This is a genomic window from Psychromonas sp. CNPT3, assembly GCF_000153405.2.
In the GTDB taxonomy this organism is placed as follows: Bacteria; Pseudomonadota; Gammaproteobacteria; order Enterobacterales; family Psychromonadaceae; genus Psychromonas.
This window is the reverse complement of record NC_020802.1, coordinates 2,934,557-2,955,502: the sequence shown is the minus strand read 5'-3', so window position 1 is coordinate 2,955,502 and position 20,946 is coordinate 2,934,557. Positions and strand designations below refer to the sequence as shown.

The following is a 20,946-nucleotide window of genomic DNA, read 5'->3' as shown; positions in this document are numbered from 1 at the left end:
GCCCCGAAGGGCAAGGTAACTCGCACCCATCTGCGTTGTTATAAAATCTCGACTTAGAACGACTAGGCTTCAATTTTATGCCTAGCATCTTGGCACGATTTTCCTTGCTGACTTTGCACCTTGAAATATCATGGGTATATATGCGTTGCAATGAGACTATGTTATTAAAGCAGGCCCTCTTTGGCTTGCTGATTTTGCATCTTGAAGTATCATGGGGAGAGAGAAGAAAAGAGTGCAGATATATTTTTTTTGTAACGTAGACAAATAAGGTGAACCTTGATGGGCTGTAAGGTATGTCTGGAAGATAAATTTAAAGAGAAGCTGGGACGATGCCGATCCTGTATTACCTTAAATGTTGTTTTATTATTGGGCAGTGCATTATTGTGGTACGTATTTTTTTTAGATGATGTAACTCAAGTGGCGAGTATTGCGTTGTTATTTACTGTCTTTGCGAGTGCTTTATTGATGCTCGCCCATGTGGCCGCATTTATTTATTATCAAGTTACGCAAGATAAACACAACCCAAAATAGCATCTTGACGTGCACCGGTGACGCAATGTAATTCAATGTGTTTTTCTAACATGCGCTGCTCTGCAAGCCAAGCAAAAGCCATGCCTTCAACATACATAGGATCAACACCCAAAGCGTGTGTTGTTTGTATTTTCTGAGTGTTTAATATTTCGCTTAAGCGTTGCATTAATAAAGGGTTTAATGCGCCTCCTCCACAGACAAAAATATCGGCGTGAGCACCTTCCTTTAGTATCTCTTCACTAATACTTAGCACCGTTAATTCACATAAAGTGCGCTGCACATCTTCGTCGCGATAAATATTTTTTGCTATGATATCGATAAGCCAAGCCACATTAAATTTTTCACGGCCGGTGCTTTTAGGCGCCGCCAGTGTGAAGTAGGGATCGGCAGAGAGCTTTGCGAGTAAATCAGGTAAAACATGGCCCTGTAAGGCGAAAAGTGCATCTTTATCAAAGGTTTTATTCTTACATCGGTTTATCCAAGCATCCATCAGGATATTACCCGGGCCGGTATCGTAACCTAAGCTACTTTTCTGAGCATCCAAAATACTAATATTAGCAATGCCGCCAATATTTAAGATAATGCGAGGCGCTTGTGAGTCTGCAAATAAGGCTTGATGAAAAGCGGGAACAAGGGGGGCACCTTGTCCACCATACGCCATATCCATGCGCCTAAAGTCACTAACACAAGGGATCCCTGTTTTGGCTGCAATAAGGTTTGCATCACCAATTTGTTGGGTAAAAGGGTAGGCACCTAAAGGGCTATGAAACACGGTTTGTCCATGGCTACCGATGGCGCAGATTTGTGTTGCGAGTAGTTTACTTGTTGCTAATAAGCTATTGATAGCGTCAGCACAAAGCAGTGCAAATTGATGATCTACTTCACCGAGCGTTTGCAAATCGACTGTTTTGTCTTCACAAATACGTAATATATTTTGGCGCATTGAGGCGGGTAAAGGCACCGCATCTTGGGCGACTTGTTTAAAGCCTGCCGGGCTACGCTCTGCGATCACAATATCTAAGGCATCTAAACTGGTGCCGGACATTAAACCAATATAATACTTATTCATATCAGATGACTCGTGAAAACTGCTGTTGACGCGCTTTATGGCGTAAATAGACGTCAAAACTCATACAAATATTACGAATAAGTAAGCGTCCTTTGGGGTGCACGGTAATATATTGGTTATCAATGCTGAGTAAGTCATCCTTAATAAAGCATTGTAATAACTTGATATCTTGTGCAAAGTAATCGTTAAAATCAAGGTTAAAGGTAGATTCTATCTCTTTGATATCAAGCTTAAAATTACAGATCAGTTTTTTGATCACTTGGCGGCGGATCAAGTCATCTTGATTCAGTGCTACACCGCGCCACTGCGCGTGTTTTTTATCTGTAATTTGCTGATAATAAACAGATAACACTTTTTGGTTTTGTGAATAACAATGCCCTATTTGACTAATTGCAGAAACACCGAGACCTAATAAATCCGCATCTTCTTGTGTTGTATAGCCTTGGAAATTACGATGTAATGTACCTTCTCTTTGGGCAATGGCCAGTTCATCATCGGGTTTGGCAAAATGATCCATACCAATAAACTGATAGCCAGACTGCGTTAAAAATTCAATGGTATATTGAAGCATCGCTAATTTTTCAGCCGGTTTCGGCATGTCTTCATCATTTATCTTACGTTGGGCTGCAAAAATAGAGGGCATATGTGCATAATTGAAGATAGACAGGCGCGCCGGATCGAGTTCAAGGACTTTATTTAAGGTATGCGCAAAAGTGTCTTTGGTTTGCAGAGGTAACCCGTAAATCATATCCAGGTTTGTTGATTGAAATCCTTGTTCTTTCGCGCGCTGTAGAAGTTGCTCTATAAAGGCTTCATCTTGCTCGCGATTAATGGCTTTTTGTACTGCTTTATTAAAATCTTGCACCCCTAAACTGAGGCGATTAAAGCCCTCTTTAGCAAGTAAATCAATCGTACTGAGCTCAAATTTTCGAGGGTCAACTTCAATACTAAGCTCAGCGCCTTTAGCAAAGCTAAAGTGGGCACGCAGTATATCCATCAAACGTGAAATTTGAGCGGGTAATAAGAAGGTCGGCGTACCACCACCCCAATGCAACTGCGTCACTAAGCGGTTTTTAAAGTGTGGTGCTTGTAGTTTAATTTCTTGCTCAAGGTGATCTAGATACACGTCCGCTTTTTCTTGATGGCGAGTAATGATCTTATTACAACCACAAAAATAGCAAAGTTTATGACAAAAAGGGATATGTACATAAAGAGATAAAGGCTTTTCAGGGAATACCTTCGTTGCCTCTAGAAACTGCTTATAGTCAAAACTTTCATTAAACTCGAGCGCTGTAGGGTAAGAAGTATATCGAGGTCCACTGTAATTATATTTCTCGATAATTTTTTGATCCCAAACCAACTGTTTCATTTATCTCTCTCTTTTATCTATATCGAAAATGTACTTAATACTTTTGTTTCTTTTAGAATGGCACTTTCAAGTTCGGTTTCCAAAAGATGGCGTTGCTGATCTTCTTTTTTGAGCTGTTTTTTATCGATGCTCTGACGGCCCGCGTGTGTTGCAAAATCTTTTATTTTTTCAAATAACTGCGCGAGTGCAGGGTAAGTTGAATCGATATCAATTTTTGGTTCAATGAGCAAGGTTTCTAACAATACGTTTAAACGGATAGCTGCCTCTGAAATATTACACTGCTTTTCAGATGTTGCACGTGCAATTAAGCGAATGCTGGCACAGATATTTTCATTACGTAGCTGCTTTTGTTGATTGCTTTGCAGCTCTTGTTGTATTTTATGCTCTGCAATTTGGTTTTTTTGTTGCTTTATCTTACGCACCAAAAAAACCACATACACAGTAAGAGCGATAATAATAAGTGTCGCGAATATAGATAATACGATGAGCAGGTTCATACCTTTATCTCTTTATTTGAATTCATCAAGGGCTGAGCTAGCATCTTCAAATTGTTGGATCAGATCTTCTTCACCATCTTCATCGATCCAGCCTAGTTTTGTCATTAATACTTGATGGCGGGCCATTTGCTTTTCTACCCATATTTGGTCAGCATCATCAATACTTTCTTCGCTGTCTAATTGTTCGAGTAGGTCATTTAAACGCGGATCATTTTCTAATAATTCGAGTTCTTTTGCCGGTGACAGTTTATTTTCAACCGTTTCGTTGATAAGTTTCACTTTTGGCATTGGTTGTGATTTTTTTACTTCTACTTTTACTTTTGCTTTTACATCTTTGCTGACATTAATTACTTCTTTCTGGCCTAATGAAATTGCTTTTTTGCTACCAAGACGTTTATGGTTAAGATCGTTTTGTGCATGTTGTTGTGCACTTTTGGCGCTTTGATGTACATTACGAGCACCAGATTTATTGCCTTTTAATTTGCCTTTACGTTTACGCTCTTTAGCCTCTTGTGCTTGTGATGACGTTTCCTTACGTTTGCCGGTATAACCCTCTTGTGAGTTTCCTGCTGTTCGACTTTTTTTAATACGAGACATAATTTATAACCTTAATAATGAGTGATCCGGCTAAGATCAATAGTTGCGCAGAATAGCAGAATTAGCGCGTTTAAAAAAGCGTATATCTATTCATATTAGTGTAGAAATAAATACATTAACGGCCAAACATTAAAAGGTACTGAAAATTTTCACTCTATGTGGCTAAGAATTTAATCTTCATTATCTTGATAAGGTCAGTACGCTTCTTGTATGTTGATAATAAAGAAGCGTTTTTTTAGTTTAATGCAGTGCAGCTATATATTCAGAGAGTAATGTTATCTCTTTGTCCGTGAGTTTGGCTGCGATGTCAATCATCATGCCGTTCATATCATTATCACGGGCTTTATCGCGAAACAGATGCAGTTGTTTTGCAATGTATGCCGGATGTTGATTGGATAACTTTGGGAATTTTGCGAGATCTAAACCATTACCTCGAGGACCATGACATGCTGTGCAGGCGGGTAACGCGCGTTTAACATCACCTCCCATGTAAAGTTTTTGTCCCTGTTTAGCAATTTCAGCCGTGGTGCTTTCTTCAGTTGCTTGCTGACTGGCGTAATAAGCTGAAATATCTTTGATATCTTGCTCTGATAACATGGTGGCCATAGTATTCATGATCGCATCTTTACGCTGTCCATTTTTATATTGTAAGAGCTGCTTTTCTAAATAGCTGGCATGTTGTCCTGCTAATTTAGGATAAAGGTTTGAAGGGCTATTTCCATCAGCGCCATGACACGCACTACATGTGCTTATTTTTTCTTTACCGGCATTAATATCACCTTGTGCTTGTACTGCTGAGGTAAAACTAAGTAAGGCAAATAATGGGATCAATAGTTTTTTCATAACCATCCAGTTTAATTAAAGTATGTTTAAGCATGCATTAATACATCATGCTACAATGCCACAATACTCGCGAAACCATAAGGTGACTTCGAGAGCAGATGGATCTATTTGTGTTTAAATGTCGATCGCTGCGCGTATAAATTATAACGTAGTTTACACAACATTAATAAAACTAACAATTTTGCTACATGCCTAAAGCGAGGCCTACATTGGAATTTCAAAAAATACATTTTCAAAAAGCACATTTTTTAATTAGTGCACCAGATATTAAGCATTTAGATAAGCATTTGCCACCTGAAACCGGGATCGAAGTTGCATTTGCGGGACGCTCAAATGCAGGGAAATCCAGTGCATTAAATCGCTTAACACGCCAAAAGAGTTTAGCTCGAACGAGTAAAACGCCAGGGCGTACCCAATTAATTAACGTTTTTGAAGTCGAAGAAGGCAAACGTCTGATTGACTTACCGGGTTATGGTTTTGCTAAAGTGCCCTTAGAAATGAAGTTAAAATGGCAACGTTCTTTGGGTGAATACTTACAAAATCGAAGTTCATTGAAAGGTTTAGTTGTTTTAATGGATATTCGTCATCCTTTTAAAGAGTTAGATCAGCAACTTATTTACTGGGCTATTGATGCAAATATTCCGGTGTTGGCCTTATTAACGAAAGCCGATAAATTAAAATCAGGTGCGCGTAAAGCGACTTTATTAAAAATGCGCGAAGAAGCTAAAAACTTTGAAGGTGAAGTTGATGTGCAACTGTTTTCTTCATTGAAAGGCATTGGGGTTGAGATATTAGAGCAAAAGATAGCGCATTGGTATGCGCTTGAGGATCAACGTCAAGTACAAGAAGATTAAAAAAAAAAGACCTTTTAAAGGTCTTTTTTTTTAGGAAATAGCCTGCGTTTGATGGGGCATACTGATATGAAAGTGTACGCCCTGTTCACTTTCTAGCAATTGGATATCGCCATGCAACAGTTGCGTTACAATATTATAAATAATATGTGTGCCTAACCCACTTCCCCCAGAACCGCGTTTTGTGGTCACGAAAGGATCAAAAACACGCTGCGCTATTTCAGCGGGAATACCTTGGCCCGTATCACGATAATCAATATGTAATCGATTAGCCTTTAAACTGATATCGATATAGATATTGCGATCTGCTTGCCAATCATCAAAGCCATGCTCTAATGAATTAATGATCAGATTAGCGTAAATTTGGATAAAACTACCTGGCACACTAAAAATACTTAAATCATCAGGACATTCAATGTAAATATTGCTCTGTTTTTGTTTTATTTTATGTTTTAGAGACAGTACCACCTGTTCAATATTTTCACTCAGATTAAATAAATAATAGGCTTCACTACTTTGATCCACTGCCACTTGTTTAAAGCTACTGATCAAATCGGCAGCGCGCTTTAAATTCGAATTTAAGAGTAAGCAAGACTCGTTTAAGCGTGGCATTAATTTTTGAACATAGGAACGAGAAAGTGTTTTGTCATTAAATTTATTTTGGAAATCATTAACTTCATCAGCTAGAAACGATGCTGCCGTCACGCTTATTCCCACGGGAGTATTTATCTCGTGCGCAATACCAGCTACTAGTTCGCCTAAAGATGCCATTTTTTCAGACTCGACTAACGTTTGCTGGGTATTTCGAAGTTGAGTGAGTGTTTTAGTTATTTTTTTATGGCTTTCTGTTAAGGCAGCGGTGCGAAATTCTACCTTTTCTTCAAGCTCATCGTTAAGGCGTTGTATTTTAGACTCAACGTGTTTTTGTGCTGTAATGTCATGGCCAAAACCGATTAAATACTTTATGTCCATTCCTTCATAAATGGCCGAGAAGGTCCAGAGTAACGTATTGGTTTCACCAAGTTGGTCTTGCATCTTAATTTCAAGATTTTGTATTGGCTCATTACGGGTCAGTTTCTTTAGCAGGGAGATATGCTGTTTTGGTAATGAAAAAATACTCAGCCAATTTTTTTTATATAGCTCTTCTTGGCTATATCCAGTGAGGATCACCGCCGCGGGATTGATGCTTTCAATTGAAAAATTAGGGTTTAAGTAGCAGATCACTGAATTTGAAGCATTAATGATGGATTTTGATAAATCCCGCTCTTGTTGTAAAGCGATAATGGCAGCTTCTTTTTTTGTTAATTCTTCAAATATTCTGCTGCGTAGCTTATTGAAAAAGTTAACTAGGTCGTCTAATTCATTGTTTTTATCTGTCGATTTTTTTGCTTTTCCATCTAAAACTAAATCACTATTAGCCTCGTGTAGTTGTAGTGTGTGTGTGTAATGCGCTAGTTTATTAACGTGGCGAATAACAAAATAATAAATAATAAATAATACGCAAAAAGACACCAGCATGGTTTTAATCATTTGAAAGAATAAAAGAATAATTGAGCGCTTAATGAGGTGTGAGTAAACACTATCTAAGGAGGTGGCAACAAAGAGTGTGCCGATGGCTTTATTTTTATAGATCAAATCAAAGGTTTCACTGATAGCAAAGTCTTTTTTAAAAAGTCCTTGTTCATTGACTAATATTTCATTGCCATTTTTATCGAATTCACTCACTCTCACATATTGCATATCGGAAAGACTGATCATGGCTTTGAGTTGATTTTCAATTTTTGTATGATTCAAAGACCATAAATTAGTCGCTAATGGTTTCAAAACGACAGGGTGAATATGTGTGAGATTACGTTTGACGTGCTCTATATCTTCTTTAACATTCCAGCTTAGCTGGATAAGTGTCAGTATCAAAGCGAGCGCGGTACACGATAATAAAATATAGGTGAGCAAACGCATGGACAGGCTGTTTTCTGTTCTTAACCATTTGAAAAATGAAGTTATTGTTGTATTCATATTTAAAACCTACATCAGACACAATATTCTTTGTCATGGTGAATTTAGCGTTAATAAAGCAATAATATCGAGACGTTAAAGAATACGCTTGCTATCGAAATTTCTCTGGCGCTGTACCATAATCCGTTTTCTACTTATTGCCTAGTCACAATATATAAATTTCATGGCGACTTTTGCATATTGAGAGGCTCGCAGTGTAAACTGTATGCTATTGCTAATAATTGCAAGACCTCTAGCAAGCATAGCGTAAGTTTATTTTTGTAATGAAAAAAAGATGGAATATATGAATACTCAAAAAGAATCTGCACTGCAAAAAACAAATCAATTACCTTTATTTAGCCAAATCGACGTTACTGAGATTGTGAGTAGCGTACGTCATTGTATTGCTGAAAATAAACAATTAATGACGCGTTTATTAGATAGCGATGAGGTGTTTACTTGGCAAAACCTGATCATGCCTTTAGATGAGGCTGAAGATCATTTATCAAAACTATGGTCGCCCATTTCGCATATGAATGCAGTGGTGAGTGAGCCGGCGTTACGTCAAGCCCATGATGATTGTTTACCTTTATTTGCCGAATATGGCACTTATGTTGGTCAGCATGAAGGTTTATATCAAGCGTATTTAAGTATTTCAAAAAGCGTTGCATTTAAAAGTTTAAAAACAGAGCAACAGAAAGTGATTGAAGATGCTTTGCGTGATTTTACCTTAGCGGGTATTGCGCTTAGCTCTCACAAAAAAACACGTTATGGTGAAATTAAAACCCAACTTGCACAATTACAATCAAAATTTAGCAATCAAGTGATGGATGCAACATTGGCTTGGAGTAAGTTGGTTAGTGATGTTGAGCTATTAAAAGGTTTGCCTGAAAGCGCACTACAAGGCGCGCAGCAGGCAGCTAAAGAGAAAAATTTAGACGGTTATTTATTCACTTTAGATATTCCAAGTTATTTACCCGTACTTACTTATGCTCAAAATAGAGAGTTACGCCAGGAGCTGTATACGGCTTTTGCAACACGCGCATCTGAGCAAGGCCCTAACGCGGGTGAATTTGATAATACAGATAGTATAAATAGTATATTAGCTTTGCGCCACGAGCTTGCTGTATTACTCGATTTTAATGCTTATAGCGAATATAGCTTGGCCACTAAAATGGCGGAAACGCCAGAGCAAGTCATTGACTTTTTAACTGATCTTGCAAAAAAATCAAAATCACAAGCACGCTCTGAGCGTGACGCCGTGTTTGCACTTGCGAGCAGTAAAGATAATATCGAGCATTTAGAAGCTTGGGATATGAGTTACTACTCTGAATTATTAAAGCAGCAACGTTATCAAATCTCTGATGAAATGGTGCGCCCTTATTTCCCTGAAGATAAAGTTGTGAGTGGTTTATTTGCGGTCGTAAAACGTTTGTTTTCTATTGAAATTAGCGAGCAATTTGAGTTTGATAGCTGGCATAAAGATGTACGTTTTTTCCATATCTATAATACGAAAAAACAACATATTGGTAGTTTTTATTTAGATCTTTACGCGCGTGAATTTAAACGCGGTGGTGCATGGATGAATGATTGCCGCGTCCGTCGCCGTCAATGTGATGGGGCGCTACAATTACCGGTTGCTTACTTAACGTGTAACTTTAATAAGCCAGTCGGCAATAATCCTGCTTTGTTTACGCATAATGAAGTGATCACTTTATTCCATGAATTTGGTCATGGTTTGCATCATATGCTCACCAAAGTTGAATCTGCAGGTGTATCGGGTATTAACGGTGTGCCTTGGGATGCGGTGGAGTTACCGAGTCAATTTTTAGAAAACTGGTGCTGGGAGCCAGAGGCATTAGCCTTGATATCCGGACATGTAAAAACGGGCGAAACACTCCCTAAAGAGTTACTTGATAAAATGCTACAAGCCAAAAACTTTAATAGTGGGCTAATGATGTTGAGACAGTTAGAGTTGTCTTTATTTGATTTTACTCTGCACTGCCAAGATGCAAAAAAGGATAGCGGTTTTGTGATGCGTGTTTTAAGTGAAGTGCGCGCACAGGTTGCAGTGCTTAGCACGCCTGAGTTTAATCGTTTTCAAAATAGCTTTAGTCATATCTTTGCGGGTGGTTATGCGGCGGGATATTACAGCTATAAATGGGCTGAAGTTTTATCGGCCGATGCATTCTCTCGGTTTGAACAAGAAGGTATCTTTAATACTTCAACGGGACATGACTTTTTAGAGGCTATCCTTGAAAAAGGGGGCAGTGCCAGCCCAATGCAATTATTTAAAAACTTTATGGGGCGTGAGCCAAGTATAAAGGCGCTACTTCGCCATAGCGGTATTGAATAAGCATATTGCATAACTGAGTAGGGATGCGTAATGCATCCCTACTAATACCAAAGAAACTAAAAAGCTTCCGTCTTGCTTGTTTAAATTATCCCTACCTGCGTAAGACCTGGACGCTTAATTAATTCCACTGCTATACGGCTACCATTCAATTCCTGGTTGCGCTTTGACGCCTTGTTTAAACGCGTGTTTTTCATCTAAAATCAAACTATAAGTGTCAACGGCTGCAATTAAATCTTGGCTAGGGCCTCTGCCTGTCAGTACGACATTCATTTTGTTAGGGCGATTCTTTAAAGCCTCTAATAAGCCATCAATCTGCAAATATTGGTATTTAAACATATAAGTTATTTCATCAAGAATAACGAGTTGATAACGCTCATCACTTAATAACTGTGCCGCTTTTTCCCAAGCTTGTTGTGCGCTTTTAATATCTTGCGCTCTATTTTGGGTTTCCCAGGTGAAACCGTCACCCATTGCATACCAATCCACATTTTCTTGTTGAGCAAAAAAAATCTCTTCTCCGGTGTGCATAGCGCCTTTTAAAAACTGCACTACAGCGACTTTATGCCCGTGCCCAAGCGATCGCGCCAACATACCAAAGGCGGAGCTACTTTTCCCTTTACCGGGGCCTGCAAGCAATATGCTGACGCCTCGCTCAATATTGGCTGCTGCTATTTTTTGATCTTGTTTTTCTTTTATAGCGCGCATTTTTTTTACATGTTTGGCGTCGTCCATTGCCTTTCCTCGATTGTGTTGTTTTATATTAAATAGCCTTTTAGGCCTGAGTAACTATAAAAAAAGCTTAGACACAAGTATGCATCTAAGCTTTTCATTTAAAATAACGCGGTTTTTACTCTATTATTTGTGCGGGTTTAGCGCGCATCAGAATAATGTAACCAATAAGACCGGATATGACCGAGGCTAATAACACGGTGACCTTGGCGATGATTTTAAATTCAGGCTCTTGGAATGCAAGATCGGTGATAAAAAGAGACATGGTAAAGCCCATTCCTGCTAAGAATCCGACGCCAATAATATGCGTCCAAGTGACTCCGGTCGGTAGCTTCCCAAAATTAAGCAGTGTTAAAGCTTTAGTAAAGAGATAAATACCTAACGGTTTACCAATAATCAGTGCAAAGGCAATACCTAATACAATGGGATTAGTTAGCTCTGCCAACATGGTTTTATCAATGATAACCCCTGCATTACCCAGTGCAAAAAACGGGACAATAAATAAAGTGGCTAAAGGATGAAGCGCTTTTTCTTTGAGTTGCAAAGGATTAGCAGCTTGATAGCTTAATGTTTTTATTTCTTTAAGTGAATGTATCGCGTGTTCACTCAGAACATCTTCCTCACATTGGCGCTCTTTTTCTAAACCTTGTAATAATAATTTTGCTTTATTAAGGTAGCTGTCCATTGAAATCTCTCGGCGAGATGGAATAGTAAATGCCACCGCAACACCGGCTACAGTTGCATGTACGCCTGAGGCAAGAAAACTGATCCATACAATGACTAAACCAATAGTGTAATAAAACAGATGGTTACGTACGCCCATGCGATTGGCAACGCCTAAGATACCAAGTCCTAATAAGCCGACTAATAGCTCGTTGACAAATATTTGTTCGGTATAAAATAAAGCAATGACGATCACTGCCATTAAATCATCACCAATGGCCAGTGCCGATAAGAAGATTTTAAGAGATAACGGTACACGGCTACCAACAATTGCAAGTAATCCTAATGCAAAAGCGATATCGGTTGCCATTGGGATCCCCCAACCACCGGCGCTAGGAAGGCCGTTATTAAAGAAATGATAGATAGCAGCTGGGAAAATAACCCCACCAAGGGCCGCAAAAAGAGGTAACGCCGCTTTTTTTATACTTGAAAGCTCACCGTCGAGTAATTCTCGTTTTATTTCTAAGCCGATAAAGAAGAAAAAGATGGCCATTAAAAATTCATTGGCAACCTTATGTAGACTGATTTGATGTACTTTATCGCTTAACCCTGTTGAAATTTCCCATAGCGTATGATGCCAAACATAGTGGTAGTTATCAGGGACGATATTAGCCCATAATAAAGCGATTGCAGAGGCAATCAAAAGTAAAACACCCCCTGTAATGGGACTGTGCAACCAATGATGTTTATGTGAACTCATTATTTCTCCTGTAGAAGCAATTTAATTTTTATAGTCTATAGAGTAGACAAAATTATGTGTTTTGCGATGTATATAGCCATGTTACTTCAAAATGCTTGAGCAGGCGCCAGCCCGGATAGCAATTCAAGGCGCCAACCTTGTTAATGATCATCCCTTTTCATGGGCTGTAACGCATAAGTGACATGCGAGATAGCGCCCAAAGGGCAAGTCAAATTGAACTTGTCTTTGTTATTGATGTGTTGTTATAAAACTAACTAAGTTTCAATTTTATGCCGAGAAGCTAAGCCAAATTTGTTTTGCTGATTTTGCATCTTGAAGTATCATTGCTATATATTAGTAATCTACCGTATTTTCATTTAACTTTGAAGTTAAATCGTGACATTTTAAGTCAGAAAGTGACATTTTAAGTCAAAAACAGTTTGTTTTATTAACAGGAATTAAATATGAAAAAAGGATTAATCGGCGTAGTTGTCGTTGCAGCTCTGTTGCTATTGAGTACTTATTTTATGGGTGAAAAAGTACAAGAAGAAACCAATAAGCTCTTTGCGACGCCAAGTGCTAAGGGCATTTCGTACCAGATGATAAGTTATGACAAAGGATTTTTTGAATCAAACTTAAAAAGTACGGTAAGCGTGCAAGTTGATTTGGAGCCTGAGGTGACTTTTGTCATCAATACAGTGATAAGAAATTACCCTTATAAAGCAACGTTAACTAGCCAAATTAAATTTAAGTCAGCAGAGCTTAATAAAAAAGCAAAAGAGTATTTCTCTACATCGCAATGGTTAAGCTCAGAAATGCAAGTCACATTGTGGGAGCAACTCAGTGGTGATGTATTGATGGGGCCCGGTACTTATCAAAAAGGTAAAGAGATGCTGAGCAATAACGATTTAAATATTCATTATTCATTTAATTTAAAAGATCAATCTGGCTCTTTTTCTGTTGATTTAGCGTCTTTTAAAGCGACCAATGCATCAACGAATATTATTTTAGATAAATTGTTTTTAAGCTCTGAGTTTAATGCGAAATCAATGCGAGCGCCGTCTAACTATTTATTAAGTGTGCAAGATGTTCGTGGCAATATATTAAGTGAGACGTTCCATCTACAAGATATGATTTTTGAAGGTGATAGTAAGGCATCTGCCAGTGGAGATAAAATTAACAGTACCAATATGTTAAAAATGGCGTCTTATCAAGTGGGTGCGATTAAAAATATTTATACGGATAATGAGATCCAATTTAATATCAGCAACCTTGATGCCGATACGTTAGAGAAATTAAATGAAGCCACTGAAAACAGTGCAGACATTGAGGCTTTGCTCATTGAATTAGTACAAAAAGGCTTTGATGTTGATTTGGAAAGCTTAAAATCAACGACGCCTTGGGGAAATGTGCAAGGATCGTTAGCGCTTTCTGTGCAAAAAGGTGCATTGTTACGCAATATTATGCTTAACCCTTTTGTGTTACTTGATTATGTTGAGGGTAATGCGGATCTACGTTTAGCCGATGATTTTTTAAAAGAGCCTAGTTTTGCATTTTTATTAGAGCTTGCATTACGCAGTGAAATATTAAAAAAACAAGATGGTCAGTTGATCTTGGATGCACAGTTAAAACAAGGTGAGTTAGTGGTCAATGGTAAGAACTTCCCACTGTAATCGCGTTTAGATAATAATACCAAAGGAATTAATATAGCTTCCATGTATTGCGCAGGAAAAATTAACACTAGCAAGGCGTGAGTTGTAGGAGATAGTTGTTCTCACTTCAAAACTCACAACGCAGGTAGGGATAATTTCAACAAGCAAGACGGGTAACCTTTTTAGTTCCTTTGGTATAACAATGAAAAGGCGATAACTATTAACAAGGTTGTGCCTTGAAGGGTTATCGAAGGAGTGTTGATAAAGCCTCTGAAACATATGCAGATAACAAAAAGTGCGTTTATCGCCGGATTGTTATCTGCATAAAAGCGAGGTTAACGCAGATAAGGGTTGCTGCGTTTTTCTTTCGCAATACTGGTTATTGGGCCATGGCCCGGATACACAAGGGTGGCACCTGGCAGAGTTAATAGTTTACTTTTAATGCCTCGGATCAATTGATTGTGATCGCCACGTGGAAAGTCGGAACGACCGACGGCCCCACAAAATAAAATATCACCGACAATCACTTGCTGGCTTTGCTCGTCGAGCAATGCAATGTGCCCTGGCGTGTGTCCAGGGATATGTAATACCTGTAATTTTATATTACCCACATTAACAATTTCACCTTCTTCTAACCACTTTTCAGGTAAAAAACTAGTGTGCATGGGAAAACCAAAATGTTGACTCTGCTCTTCTAAAGATTCCAGCCAAAATAAGTCTTCTTTTTCAGGGCCAATGATCGAAACCTTTAATTTATTGGCAATGCGCTGCGCGCCACCGACATGATCTAAGTGCCCATGCGTTAAAATCACTTTATCTATGATGACGTTTTGTTGCTTAACAACATCTAAAATGCGTTGTACATCCCCACCGGGATCAACGATAGCTGCTTTGTTAGTTTGTTCACAAATAATTAAACTACAATTTTGCTCAAACGGGGTGACGGGGATCACTATTATTTTCATCACTTATCTCTTTATAAAAAGGAATGGAGTCAGTTGAAATATTTATACAGATTATTGCACCCATGTTACCTCAAAATGCTTGATCAGGCACTAGATTGGACAACGGCTTAAATGTCATGATTGTTGCATTTGCATGCTTACAATGCACAAATGACATTTTTGCTTTGCGTTAAAGCTTGCTCTACATCCAGAAAAATGATTATTATGAAGATACGCGTCTTCTGTCTAAACAAATGTTATGAGGCAGATAATGACCATCATATCAGTAAGGATTTGGCCTATGACACAGCAAAAGAAAACAGAGCAACAGTTACGTCAACAATTAACAGAGATGCAATATAGTGTGACCCAAGAAGATGCAACAGAGCCTGCGTTTAATAATACCTATTGGGATAATAACGAACTGGGTATTTATGTGGATATTGTCTCTGGAGAGGCGCTGTTTAGCTCTTTGGATAAGTTTGATTCGCATTGTGGCTGGCCCAGTTTTTCTAAACCATTAAAAGCGCGCTTACTCATTGAAAAAGAAGATAACACGCTTTTCTCGCAACGCACCGAAGTGCGCAGTGAGAATTCAGATGCACATTTAGGACATGTCTTTGAAGACGGCCCAAGTGAGCTCGGCGGTTTACGCTACTGCATCAATTCAGCTTCGTTACGTTTTATTGGCAAAGAGCAGATGCAAGAAGAAGGTTATGCGCAATTTTTGCCACTGTTAACGCCATAAGACATTAATAATAATGGGCGATTTTTTTGATAAGCCGCATGTTTTTTGATGATGGCTAAAGGGATATTGATCTGCTTTGCATCGCTAAGGATAAACCCTAAACGCTGATAAAAAGTATGTAAGGTGGGTGTTACAAAGCAATAAACGGGCGCCGTTTGTCGCGTTAACAGGTATTTTACTAAGCGTGATGCGTCACCTAGTCCACGAAACGCAGGGTCGCAAGCTACGCTACAAAGCAGTAAGTGTGAGTCAATATCGCGTAATTTAGCGGCACAAGTTATCCCCGCTCGTTGAAGAACAAAAGCTCGGGAGCCTTTCAGGTTGCGCCCTTTTTTGTAAACACGCTGATAAAACTTGACCAATAAAGGAAATTTCACTTTTTCAAGTTCAATGGCTGGTACGACTAAATTTATCATTGTTTTCCTTGTATACTGCACTTTCTCTTTAAGTTAAGGATCATCATGATTGAAACTAATTGTTCTCTCAAGGCATTTAACACCTTTTCAATAGACGCGACGGCGCACATCTTATTTCATCTTAGCGATTTAACGCAACTAGCGGAGTTATCAGCGCTAGTAAAAAAAATGCGCGTGCAAAACAAGCCAATACTAATATTAGGTGCGGGAAGCAATATTCTTTTTTGTGATGACTTCTCCGGCTTGATCATTAAAGTTGAATTATTAGGTATCAGCATAGAGACAACTGAAAACGACTATATTTTACAGGTGGGTGCGGGTGAAAATTGGCATGACTTAGTCACCTATTGTATTGATAATGACATGGGCGGGCTTGAGAACTTAGCGCTCATACCCGGTGTAGTAGGGGCCGCGCCCGTACAAAATATCGGTGCTTATGGCAGTGAATTTAAAGATTTTTGTGTGGCACTTGAATACCTTGATTTAGACACCGGTAAATTACATAAAGTGAGCAATGCGCAATGTCAATTTGCTTATCGAGACAGTATTTTTAAACAGGCGAATATGCGCAGTGCCTTGATCACGCAGGTCACATTAAAACTAGCGAAGCAATGGCAACCTAAACAGCGCAACGCGTCATTAAGTGATGCACTTGATGTGAGTGCTAAAAGTATCTATCAATCTATTTGTCAGGTGCGCGCTGAAAAGTTGCCAGATCCAAGTGAACTGGGTAATGCGGGCAGCTTTTTTAAGAACCCTGTCGTTAAGAAAGAGGTCGCAGATAAATTACGCGCAGAGAACCCGAATATGCCTTATTACCCGCAGGATGCTGAGCATGTAAAATTGGCTGCTGGCTGGTTGATTGAAAAAGCAGATCTGAAGGGTAGACAAATCGGTGGCGCTGCTGTGCATAAAAAGCAAGCATTAGTGCTGATCAATAAAGGTAATGCGAGCGCCCAAGATGTGATCAAGTTAGCTGAATTGGTACGCCAAAGTATTAAAGACAAATTTAATATAGAGCTACAACATGAAGTGCGTTTTATGGATAAGTTAGGTGAAACAGATTTAGCAAGGGCGATACAGAATGTCTGAATTAAATGATAAAGGTGCCTGTTTACTTAAGCTACTTGCCGATGGAAAGTTTCACTCGGGTGAGACCATAGGTAAAGAGCTTGGCGTGTCGCGTACCTCGGTAAATAACTATATTAAAGCATTACAGAGTATTGGTATTGATATCTATAAAGTAACGGGCAAAGGTTATTGCTGCGCCGGTGGGATTGAATTACTTGATGCTAAAAAAATAGAGATGCACAGTCAAAGTAAGCGGGTACATGTAGAACAAATAGTGGACTCTACTAATCAATACTTACTCGATAAAATCGGCAGTATTGAAAAAGGCCAAACGTGTATTGCAGAATATCAGTCAAATGGACGAGGGCGTCGCGGACGCTCGTGGGTATCTCCTTTTGCCTCGCATCTTTATTTCTCTTTTTATTGGCGCTTTGATAGCGGTATCGATAGATTATCCGGGTTAAGTTTGTTGGTGGGTATCGCAACCGTCAATGCGCTTGAAAAGATGGGTATACAAGGCGTGACACTAAAGTGGCCCAATGATATTTACTACCAGAATAAAAAGCTCGCAGGCATATTGATAGAGCTTAACGCGCAAGCAACAGAAGCATGCCATTGTGTTATAGGTATTGGTATCAATGTTCGCATGTCAGCAGAGCAGGGTGCGTTAATTGACCAACCTTGGGTAGACTTAAATAGTTTGAGCGCGGAGCCCATCGATCGTAATGCGTTAAGTGCACATCTTATCGTAGAGTTACAATTATTATTAGGTGAATATGAAAAGCAGGGGCTACAACCTTATTTAGATCGTTGGTTTAGTTTAGATTGTTTTTTAAGCAAAAGCGTCAATGTGCTGATCGCCGATAAAATACAAACAGGCATTTGCCGAGGAGTAAATGCGAAAGGCGCTTTATTACTAGAGGTTGATGGAGATATAAAAGAATTTATTGGTGGTGAAATATCACTGCGATTGTTGGATAAATAAGCGCAAACACAAGCAGTTGAGTTGTTTTTGAGCAGTCAGACCATAAACATGCAGTTATTATAAATAAACAGTTGCAAGATGGAATGAATGTCTCTATTATTCACCGCACTTAGACGGCGCCGACTTAGCTCAGTCGGTAGAGCAACTGACTTGTAATCAGTAGGTCACCAGTTCGATTCCGGTAGTCGGCACCATTTAAGTCTGGAGGGGTTCCCGAGTGGCCAAAGGGAGCAGATTGTAAATCTGCCGCGTAAGCTTCGGTGGTTCGAATCCACCCCCCTCCACCATATTATTTCACAACGGCCTTGTGAAACGCCCGAAAGGCGAAAAATTATTGCTAATAGATGCAGTTATGCGGGCATCGTATAATGGCTATTACTCCAGCCTTCCAAGCTGATAATGTGGGTTCGATTCCCACTGCCCGCTCCATGTTTCATCTATATTAAATCAACCTCTTAAGGTTGATTTTTTCGTTTCTGGCTTTCTAATAAATACACATAGGGACCAAAAGTCGCCCATTTATAGACCGAAGCTATTTTTCTCTTCAATAAGTAATCATTCCTTTAACTCTCACAAAATTCTAAAAGTTCACCTACAGTACACTCTAACTAATGACATAGCAGTTCTAACGTTTCAAAATCAATGCGGTTATTTGTCTCATGAAAAAATCTCGTGACAGTAGGTATTGTCACTTATCCTCTCTGAATGATTAAAGGTAGTAGAATCTAGTTTAATCTAAATTTTGGATTCAACTAACCCACTTCCATTCAGAAAAAGAGCGAGCTCTAAATGCCCTATAATGTTTTGCCTGCATTAAATGACGCCCAAAACGAAACAGGTTATTTACTACTCCATGGCAACTTAAAAACCGCGGGCTTGACCCTGTAATTTGAACTTTCGCATTTGTTTTTCTTGTAGACGTGTTGGTTGATGTGATAACTCGTATCTATTGTTTTTATACTGAACTGTTGAGTGTTCTAGCGTTGAGATTGTTTTTTTGCGGCAGAGTAACTTGCCAATTTATCAGTACCATCTTCAATGGTGTAAAGCCTTCTCCTTTCAATAAGCGTTTGAAAAAAAACGTATCGCGCCTCCTTTATCCTTGTGCTTTTGAACTAAAACATCAATCTCATCACCATTTTGAGCAACGCGAGCTAAAGGTAATGTAATACTCCATTTATTTTGATGAATACCTCATCCAAATACCAAGTATCGCAAACGGACCTCGTTTCTTTTTAATTTGTAGTATTCCCTTTTTATTTTTATATTTTATATTTATCTGGGTTTGATTCATTGCAAACAATTATTTAACATTTAAACAGCTAAATAAACTATAGGGATCAAGATGCCTTCATCAAATGTAACTACAGCGCGATCTCAACATCAAACATCAAACATAATAATCACAAAGGAACTTGAGCTGTGTCACTTAAAAGGGTTATTCAATCGAACTATTGATGTAGTACGCGTACCTGGATATCTGAAAAAACAAAACGCTAAAGAGATTTCCAGTAAAATCAAACAAAGTCAGCTCTTTGGAAACTATGTAAACGCTCCAAATATTGGACGTATTGGACAAGCATTTTTCGAATGTCAAAACGACGAAGTTTCGTTAAAACTCTATAGAGACTTTTCGGCTGTTTGGATAAAAGAAATGCGGAAAACAGTTAGTCCTTTTTTGACACCAATCGATCGATTGCGGTTAGAGCTAGATGAAATTTGGCCTTTTCATTGTCACCTAGCTGAGATAGGCGAACGTAAACTTTTCGCAGGATTAGTAAGAGAGTTTAAAAAAGGATCATTCGCTGAACCACATAATGACGTTTTAAAATGGGATCTGGTCAATGGAATGCTTACGAACATCACCGACCAGATTGCTGCCAATGTGTATTTGGAAACGAGTAACAAAGGTGGCGAACTTAGGCTTTGGAAGCAATGTCCAGAGACCAAAGAAGAATACGAAGCTATTCGTATTGAAGGAAGTTATGGGATTAAAGCGGAGCACTTGAGCGGATGCTACCTTGAAATCACACCAGAAATAGGTGAACTTGTTTTGTTTAACCCAATGCGCATCCATTCTGTGGGAAAAATCAGCCAAGGCTCTAGACTTACTTGTGGGTTAGAGAGCGATAAAAAAGCACTTCAAATATGGAGCTAATACTATGAAAAGTCTTAAATACCTTTCGGACACTTATCTAGAAAAATTTACGGTTAAAATCACTAAAGTGATAGAAATGGATGGCGCTGTAGCAGTATATTGTGATAATACGATTTTCTACCCCCAAGGCGGAGGTCAACCTTGTGACCTTGGCGTATTTATCATTGACGGTTGTGCTCACCAAGTTTATCACACGGAAACAACAGTGGAGGGTATTTCACATATGTTAAAATCGCATCCTTCACTTTTAACGTGCACTGGTAAGCAGTGTATTCAGCATATTGATATTCAGCGTCGATTATTTAATGCTAAATTACATACAGCAGGACATTTGATCTCTCATATTGTAGAAACGTTGGATCATAATTTATCTCCAGTAAAGGGCCATCATTATCCCAACGGTTCCTACATTGAAATGATAGAAAGTAAAAAAACTAACGACACCTTCTTGGTCGAATGGATTAACGAGAAAATCGATGCTTTTGTAGATACATCCCCCAGAAAAATTCAGTCATTCGAATTGGATCTGGCTGAGGTCAAATCCCTTCGTCCTTTATTAAGCCCATTCATACCTCAAAGCACTCGCATCAGAATGATTGCGGTTGATGGTTTTACACCCGTACCATGTGGGGGGACGCATGTAAACTGTACTTCAAAACTAAAAGGGTTACGGGTAACGCGTATCAAACGCAAAAAAAACCGTATCAAAGTTAGCTATTTAATAAATTGAGAA

At 38.9% G+C, this 20,946-nt stretch carries 19 protein-coding genes and 3 tRNA genes; 12 read left to right on the top strand and 10 right to left on the bottom strand.

What is annotated here, in order from left to right; translation table 11 throughout:
* Positions 1–279 precede the first annotated feature (279 nt).
* Positions 280–531, top strand: coding sequence for a DUF3624 domain-containing protein (locus PCNPT3_RS13000; protein ID WP_015466309.1), 252 nt, complete (start codon positions 280–282; stop codon positions 529–531).
* Here PCNPT3_RS13000 and PCNPT3_RS12995 read toward each other — a convergent pair.
* The 5 genes from PCNPT3_RS12995 to PCNPT3_RS12975 form a co-directional block, all read right to left on the bottom strand.
* Entirely contained in the window at positions 503–1,600 is a 1,098-nt protein-coding gene (locus tag PCNPT3_RS12995) for an anhydro-N-acetylmuramic acid kinase (protein WP_015466308.1), read from the bottom strand. The two genes, PCNPT3_RS13000 and PCNPT3_RS12995, sit on opposite strands and share 29 nt — an antisense overlap.
* A gap of 1 nt (position 1,601) precedes the next feature.
* Positions 1,602–2,969, bottom strand: coding sequence for an oxygen-independent coproporphyrinogen III oxidase (gene hemN / locus PCNPT3_RS12990; RefSeq protein ID WP_015466307.1), 1,368 nt, complete (start codon positions 2,967–2,969; stop codon positions 1,602–1,604).
* Positions 2,970–2,986: 17 nt separating this feature from the next.
* Positions 2,987–3,466, bottom strand: a complete 480-nt coding sequence (locus PCNPT3_RS12985) for a DUF2489 domain-containing protein (RefSeq protein WP_015466306.1) — start codon at positions 3,464–3,466, stop codon at positions 2,987–2,989.
* A gap of 12 nt (positions 3,467–3,478) precedes the next feature.
* A complete protein-coding gene (gene yihI, locus PCNPT3_RS12980) occupies positions 3,479–4,063 on the bottom strand; it encodes a Der GTPase-activating protein YihI (RefSeq protein ID WP_015466305.1) in 585 nt (194 codons plus the stop codon).
* Positions 4,064–4,303: 240 nt separating this feature from the next.
* The gene (locus PCNPT3_RS12975) at positions 4,304–4,906 is read right to left on the bottom strand and encodes a c-type cytochrome (RefSeq protein ID WP_015466304.1); all 603 of its coding nucleotides are present in this window, start codon (positions 4,904–4,906) and stop codon (positions 4,304–4,306) included.
* Between the two features lie 188 nt (positions 4,907–5,094).
* Here PCNPT3_RS12975 and yihA point away from each other — a divergent pair, with 188 nt between their 5' ends.
* Positions 5,095–5,760, top strand: coding sequence for a ribosome biogenesis GTP-binding protein YihA/YsxC (gene yihA, locus PCNPT3_RS12970; RefSeq protein WP_083900346.1), 666 nt, complete (start codon positions 5,095–5,097; stop codon positions 5,758–5,760).
* A 30-nt stretch (positions 5,761–5,790) separates the two neighbouring features.
* Here the strand turns inward: yihA and PCNPT3_RS12965 are convergent, their stop codons facing one another.
* Positions 5,791–7,773 carry an ATP-binding protein gene (locus tag PCNPT3_RS12965; RefSeq protein WP_156801541.1) on the bottom strand — a complete coding sequence of 661 codons (1,983 nt, stop codon included), beginning with the start codon at positions 7,771–7,773 and terminating at the stop codon, positions 5,791–5,793.
* Between the two features lie 283 nt (positions 7,774–8,056).
* On the opposite strand from PCNPT3_RS12965, the gene prlC reads away from it, so the two are divergent.
* Entirely contained in the window at positions 8,057–10,108 is a 2,052-nt protein-coding gene (prlC, locus tag PCNPT3_RS12960) for an oligopeptidase A (RefSeq protein WP_015466301.1), read from the top strand.
* A gap of 138 nt (positions 10,109–10,246) precedes the next feature.
* On the opposite strand, the gene cobO is transcribed toward prlC, so the two are convergent.
* Together cobO and nhaA are read right to left on the bottom strand one after the other, a co-directional pair.
* Positions 10,247–10,840, bottom strand: coding sequence for a cob(I)yrinic acid a,c-diamide adenosyltransferase (gene cobO, locus PCNPT3_RS12955; protein ID WP_015466300.1), 594 nt, complete (start codon positions 10,838–10,840; stop codon positions 10,247–10,249).
* 115 nt (positions 10,841–10,955) lie between these two features.
* Positions 10,956–12,260, bottom strand: a complete 1,305-nt coding sequence (nhaA, locus tag PCNPT3_RS12950; protein WP_015466299.1) for a Na+/H+ antiporter NhaA — start codon at positions 12,258–12,260, stop codon at positions 10,956–10,958.
* 443 nt (positions 12,261–12,703) lie between these two features.
* On the opposite strand from nhaA, the gene PCNPT3_RS12945 reads away from it, so the two are divergent.
* Positions 12,704–13,912, top strand: coding sequence for a DUF945 family protein (locus PCNPT3_RS12945; protein ID WP_015466298.1), 1,209 nt, complete (start codon positions 12,704–12,706; stop codon positions 13,910–13,912).
* A 314-nt stretch (positions 13,913–14,226) separates the two neighbouring features.
* Here PCNPT3_RS12945 and PCNPT3_RS12940 read toward each other — a convergent pair whose 3' ends face one another.
* Positions 14,227–14,856: an MBL fold metallo-hydrolase gene (locus tag PCNPT3_RS12940; RefSeq protein WP_015466297.1), complete on the bottom strand. Its 630-nt coding sequence runs from the start codon at positions 14,854–14,856 to the stop codon at positions 14,227–14,229.
* 280 nt (positions 14,857–15,136) lie between these two features.
* On the opposite strand from PCNPT3_RS12940, the gene msrB reads away from it, so the two are divergent.
* Complete coding sequence (gene msrB, locus PCNPT3_RS12935) at positions 15,137–15,583, top strand: peptide-methionine (R)-S-oxide reductase MsrB (protein WP_015466296.1); 447 nt, start codon at positions 15,137–15,139, stop codon at positions 15,581–15,583.
* Here the strand turns inward: msrB and PCNPT3_RS12930 are convergent.
* Positions 15,550–15,999 carry a GNAT family N-acetyltransferase gene (locus PCNPT3_RS12930; protein WP_015466295.1) on the bottom strand — a complete coding sequence of 150 codons (450 nt, stop codon included), beginning with the start codon at positions 15,997–15,999 and terminating at the stop codon, positions 15,550–15,552. The genes msrB and PCNPT3_RS12930 overlap by 34 nt on opposite strands.
* A 45-nt stretch (positions 16,000–16,044) precedes the next feature.
* On the opposite strand from PCNPT3_RS12930, the gene murB reads away from it, so the two are divergent.
* The 7 genes from murB (at position 16,045) to PCNPT3_RS12895 (ending at position 20,943) form a co-directional block, all read left to right on the top strand.
* The gene (murB, locus tag PCNPT3_RS12925; RefSeq protein ID WP_015466294.1) at positions 16,045–17,091 is read left to right on the top strand and encodes a UDP-N-acetylmuramate dehydrogenase; all 1,047 of its coding nucleotides are present in this window, start codon (positions 16,045–16,047) and stop codon (positions 17,089–17,091) included.
* Entirely contained in the window at positions 17,084–18,055 is a 972-nt protein-coding gene (birA, locus tag PCNPT3_RS12920; RefSeq protein ID WP_015466293.1) for a bifunctional biotin--[acetyl-CoA-carboxylase] ligase/biotin operon repressor BirA, read from the top strand. Before murB ends, birA begins: the two co-directional genes overlap by 8 nt.
* A gap of 118 nt (positions 18,056–18,173) precedes the next feature.
* Positions 18,174–18,249 (top strand) — tRNA-Thr (locus PCNPT3_RS12915).
* A 9-nt stretch (positions 18,250–18,258) separates the two neighbouring features.
* Positions 18,259–18,342 (top strand) — tRNA-Tyr (locus PCNPT3_RS12910).
* Between the two features lie 67 nt (positions 18,343–18,409).
* Positions 18,410–18,484 (top strand) — tRNA-Gly (locus PCNPT3_RS12905).
* 916 nt (positions 18,485–19,400) lie between these two features.
* The gene (locus tag PCNPT3_RS12900; RefSeq protein WP_015466292.1) at positions 19,401–20,213 is read left to right on the top strand and encodes a 2OG-Fe(II) oxygenase; all 813 of its coding nucleotides are present in this window, start codon (positions 19,401–19,403) and stop codon (positions 20,211–20,213) included.
* Positions 20,214–20,217: 4 nt separating this feature from the next.
* Positions 20,218–20,943: an alanyl-tRNA editing protein gene (locus tag PCNPT3_RS12895; protein WP_015466291.1), complete on the top strand. Its 726-nt coding sequence runs from the start codon at positions 20,218–20,220 to the stop codon at positions 20,941–20,943.
* The last annotated feature ends 3 nt before the right edge of the window (positions 20,944–20,946 follow it).

What these genes read in the sequence shown, in the direction of transcription:
- PCNPT3_RS13000 (WP_015466309.1), top strand. Translation starts at nt 280, where the DNA reads ATGGGCTGTAAGGTATGTCTGGAAGATAAATTTAAAGAGAAGCTGGGA.
- PCNPT3_RS12995 (WP_015466308.1), bottom strand. Translation starts at nt 1,600, where the DNA reads ATGAATAAGTATTATATTGGTTTAATGTCCGGCACCAGTTTAGATGCC.
- hemN (WP_015466307.1), bottom strand. Translation starts at nt 2,969, where the DNA reads ATGAAACAGTTGGTTTGGGATCAAAAAATTATCGAGAAATATAATTAC.
- PCNPT3_RS12985 (WP_015466306.1), bottom strand. Translation starts at nt 3,466, where the DNA reads ATGAACCTGCTCATCGTATTATCTATATTCGCGACACTTATTATTATC.
- yihI (WP_015466305.1), bottom strand. Translation starts at nt 4,063, where the DNA reads ATGTCTCGTATTAAAAAAAGTCGAACAGCAGGAAACTCACAAGAGGGT.
- PCNPT3_RS12975 (WP_015466304.1), bottom strand. Translation starts at nt 4,906, where the DNA reads ATGAAAAAACTATTGATCCCATTATTTGCCTTACTTAGTTTTACCTCA.
- yihA (WP_083900346.1), top strand. Translation starts at nt 5,095, where the DNA reads ATGCCTAAAGCGAGGCCTACATTGGAATTTCAAAAAATACATTTTCAA.
- PCNPT3_RS12965 (WP_156801541.1), bottom strand. Translation starts at nt 7,773, where the DNA reads ATGAATACAACAATAACTTCATTTTTCAAATGGTTAAGAACAGAAAAC.
- prlC (WP_015466301.1), top strand. Translation starts at nt 8,057, where the DNA reads ATGAATACTCAAAAAGAATCTGCACTGCAAAAAACAAATCAATTACCT.
- cobO (WP_015466300.1), bottom strand. Translation starts at nt 10,840, where the DNA reads ATGGACGACGCCAAACATGTAAAAAAAATGCGCGCTATAAAAGAAAAA.
- nhaA (WP_015466299.1), bottom strand. Translation starts at nt 12,260, where the DNA reads ATGAGTTCACATAAACATCATTGGTTGCACAGTCCCATTACAGGGGGT.
- PCNPT3_RS12945 (WP_015466298.1), top strand. Translation starts at nt 12,704, where the DNA reads ATGAAAAAAGGATTAATCGGCGTAGTTGTCGTTGCAGCTCTGTTGCTA.
- PCNPT3_RS12940 (WP_015466297.1), bottom strand. Translation starts at nt 14,856, where the DNA reads ATGAAAATAATAGTGATCCCCGTCACCCCGTTTGAGCAAAATTGTAGT.
- msrB (WP_015466296.1), top strand. Translation starts at nt 15,137, where the DNA reads ATGACACAGCAAAAGAAAACAGAGCAACAGTTACGTCAACAATTAACA.
- PCNPT3_RS12930 (WP_015466295.1), bottom strand. Translation starts at nt 15,999, where the DNA reads ATGATAAATTTAGTCGTACCAGCCATTGAACTTGAAAAAGTGAAATTT.
- murB (WP_015466294.1), top strand. Translation starts at nt 16,045, where the DNA reads ATGATTGAAACTAATTGTTCTCTCAAGGCATTTAACACCTTTTCAATA.
- birA (WP_015466293.1), top strand. Translation starts at nt 17,084, where the DNA reads ATGTCTGAATTAAATGATAAAGGTGCCTGTTTACTTAAGCTACTTGCC.
- PCNPT3_RS12900 (WP_015466292.1), top strand. Translation starts at nt 19,401, where the DNA reads ATGCCTTCATCAAATGTAACTACAGCGCGATCTCAACATCAAACATCA.
- PCNPT3_RS12895 (WP_015466291.1), top strand. Translation starts at nt 20,218, where the DNA reads ATGAAAAGTCTTAAATACCTTTCGGACACTTATCTAGAAAAATTTACG.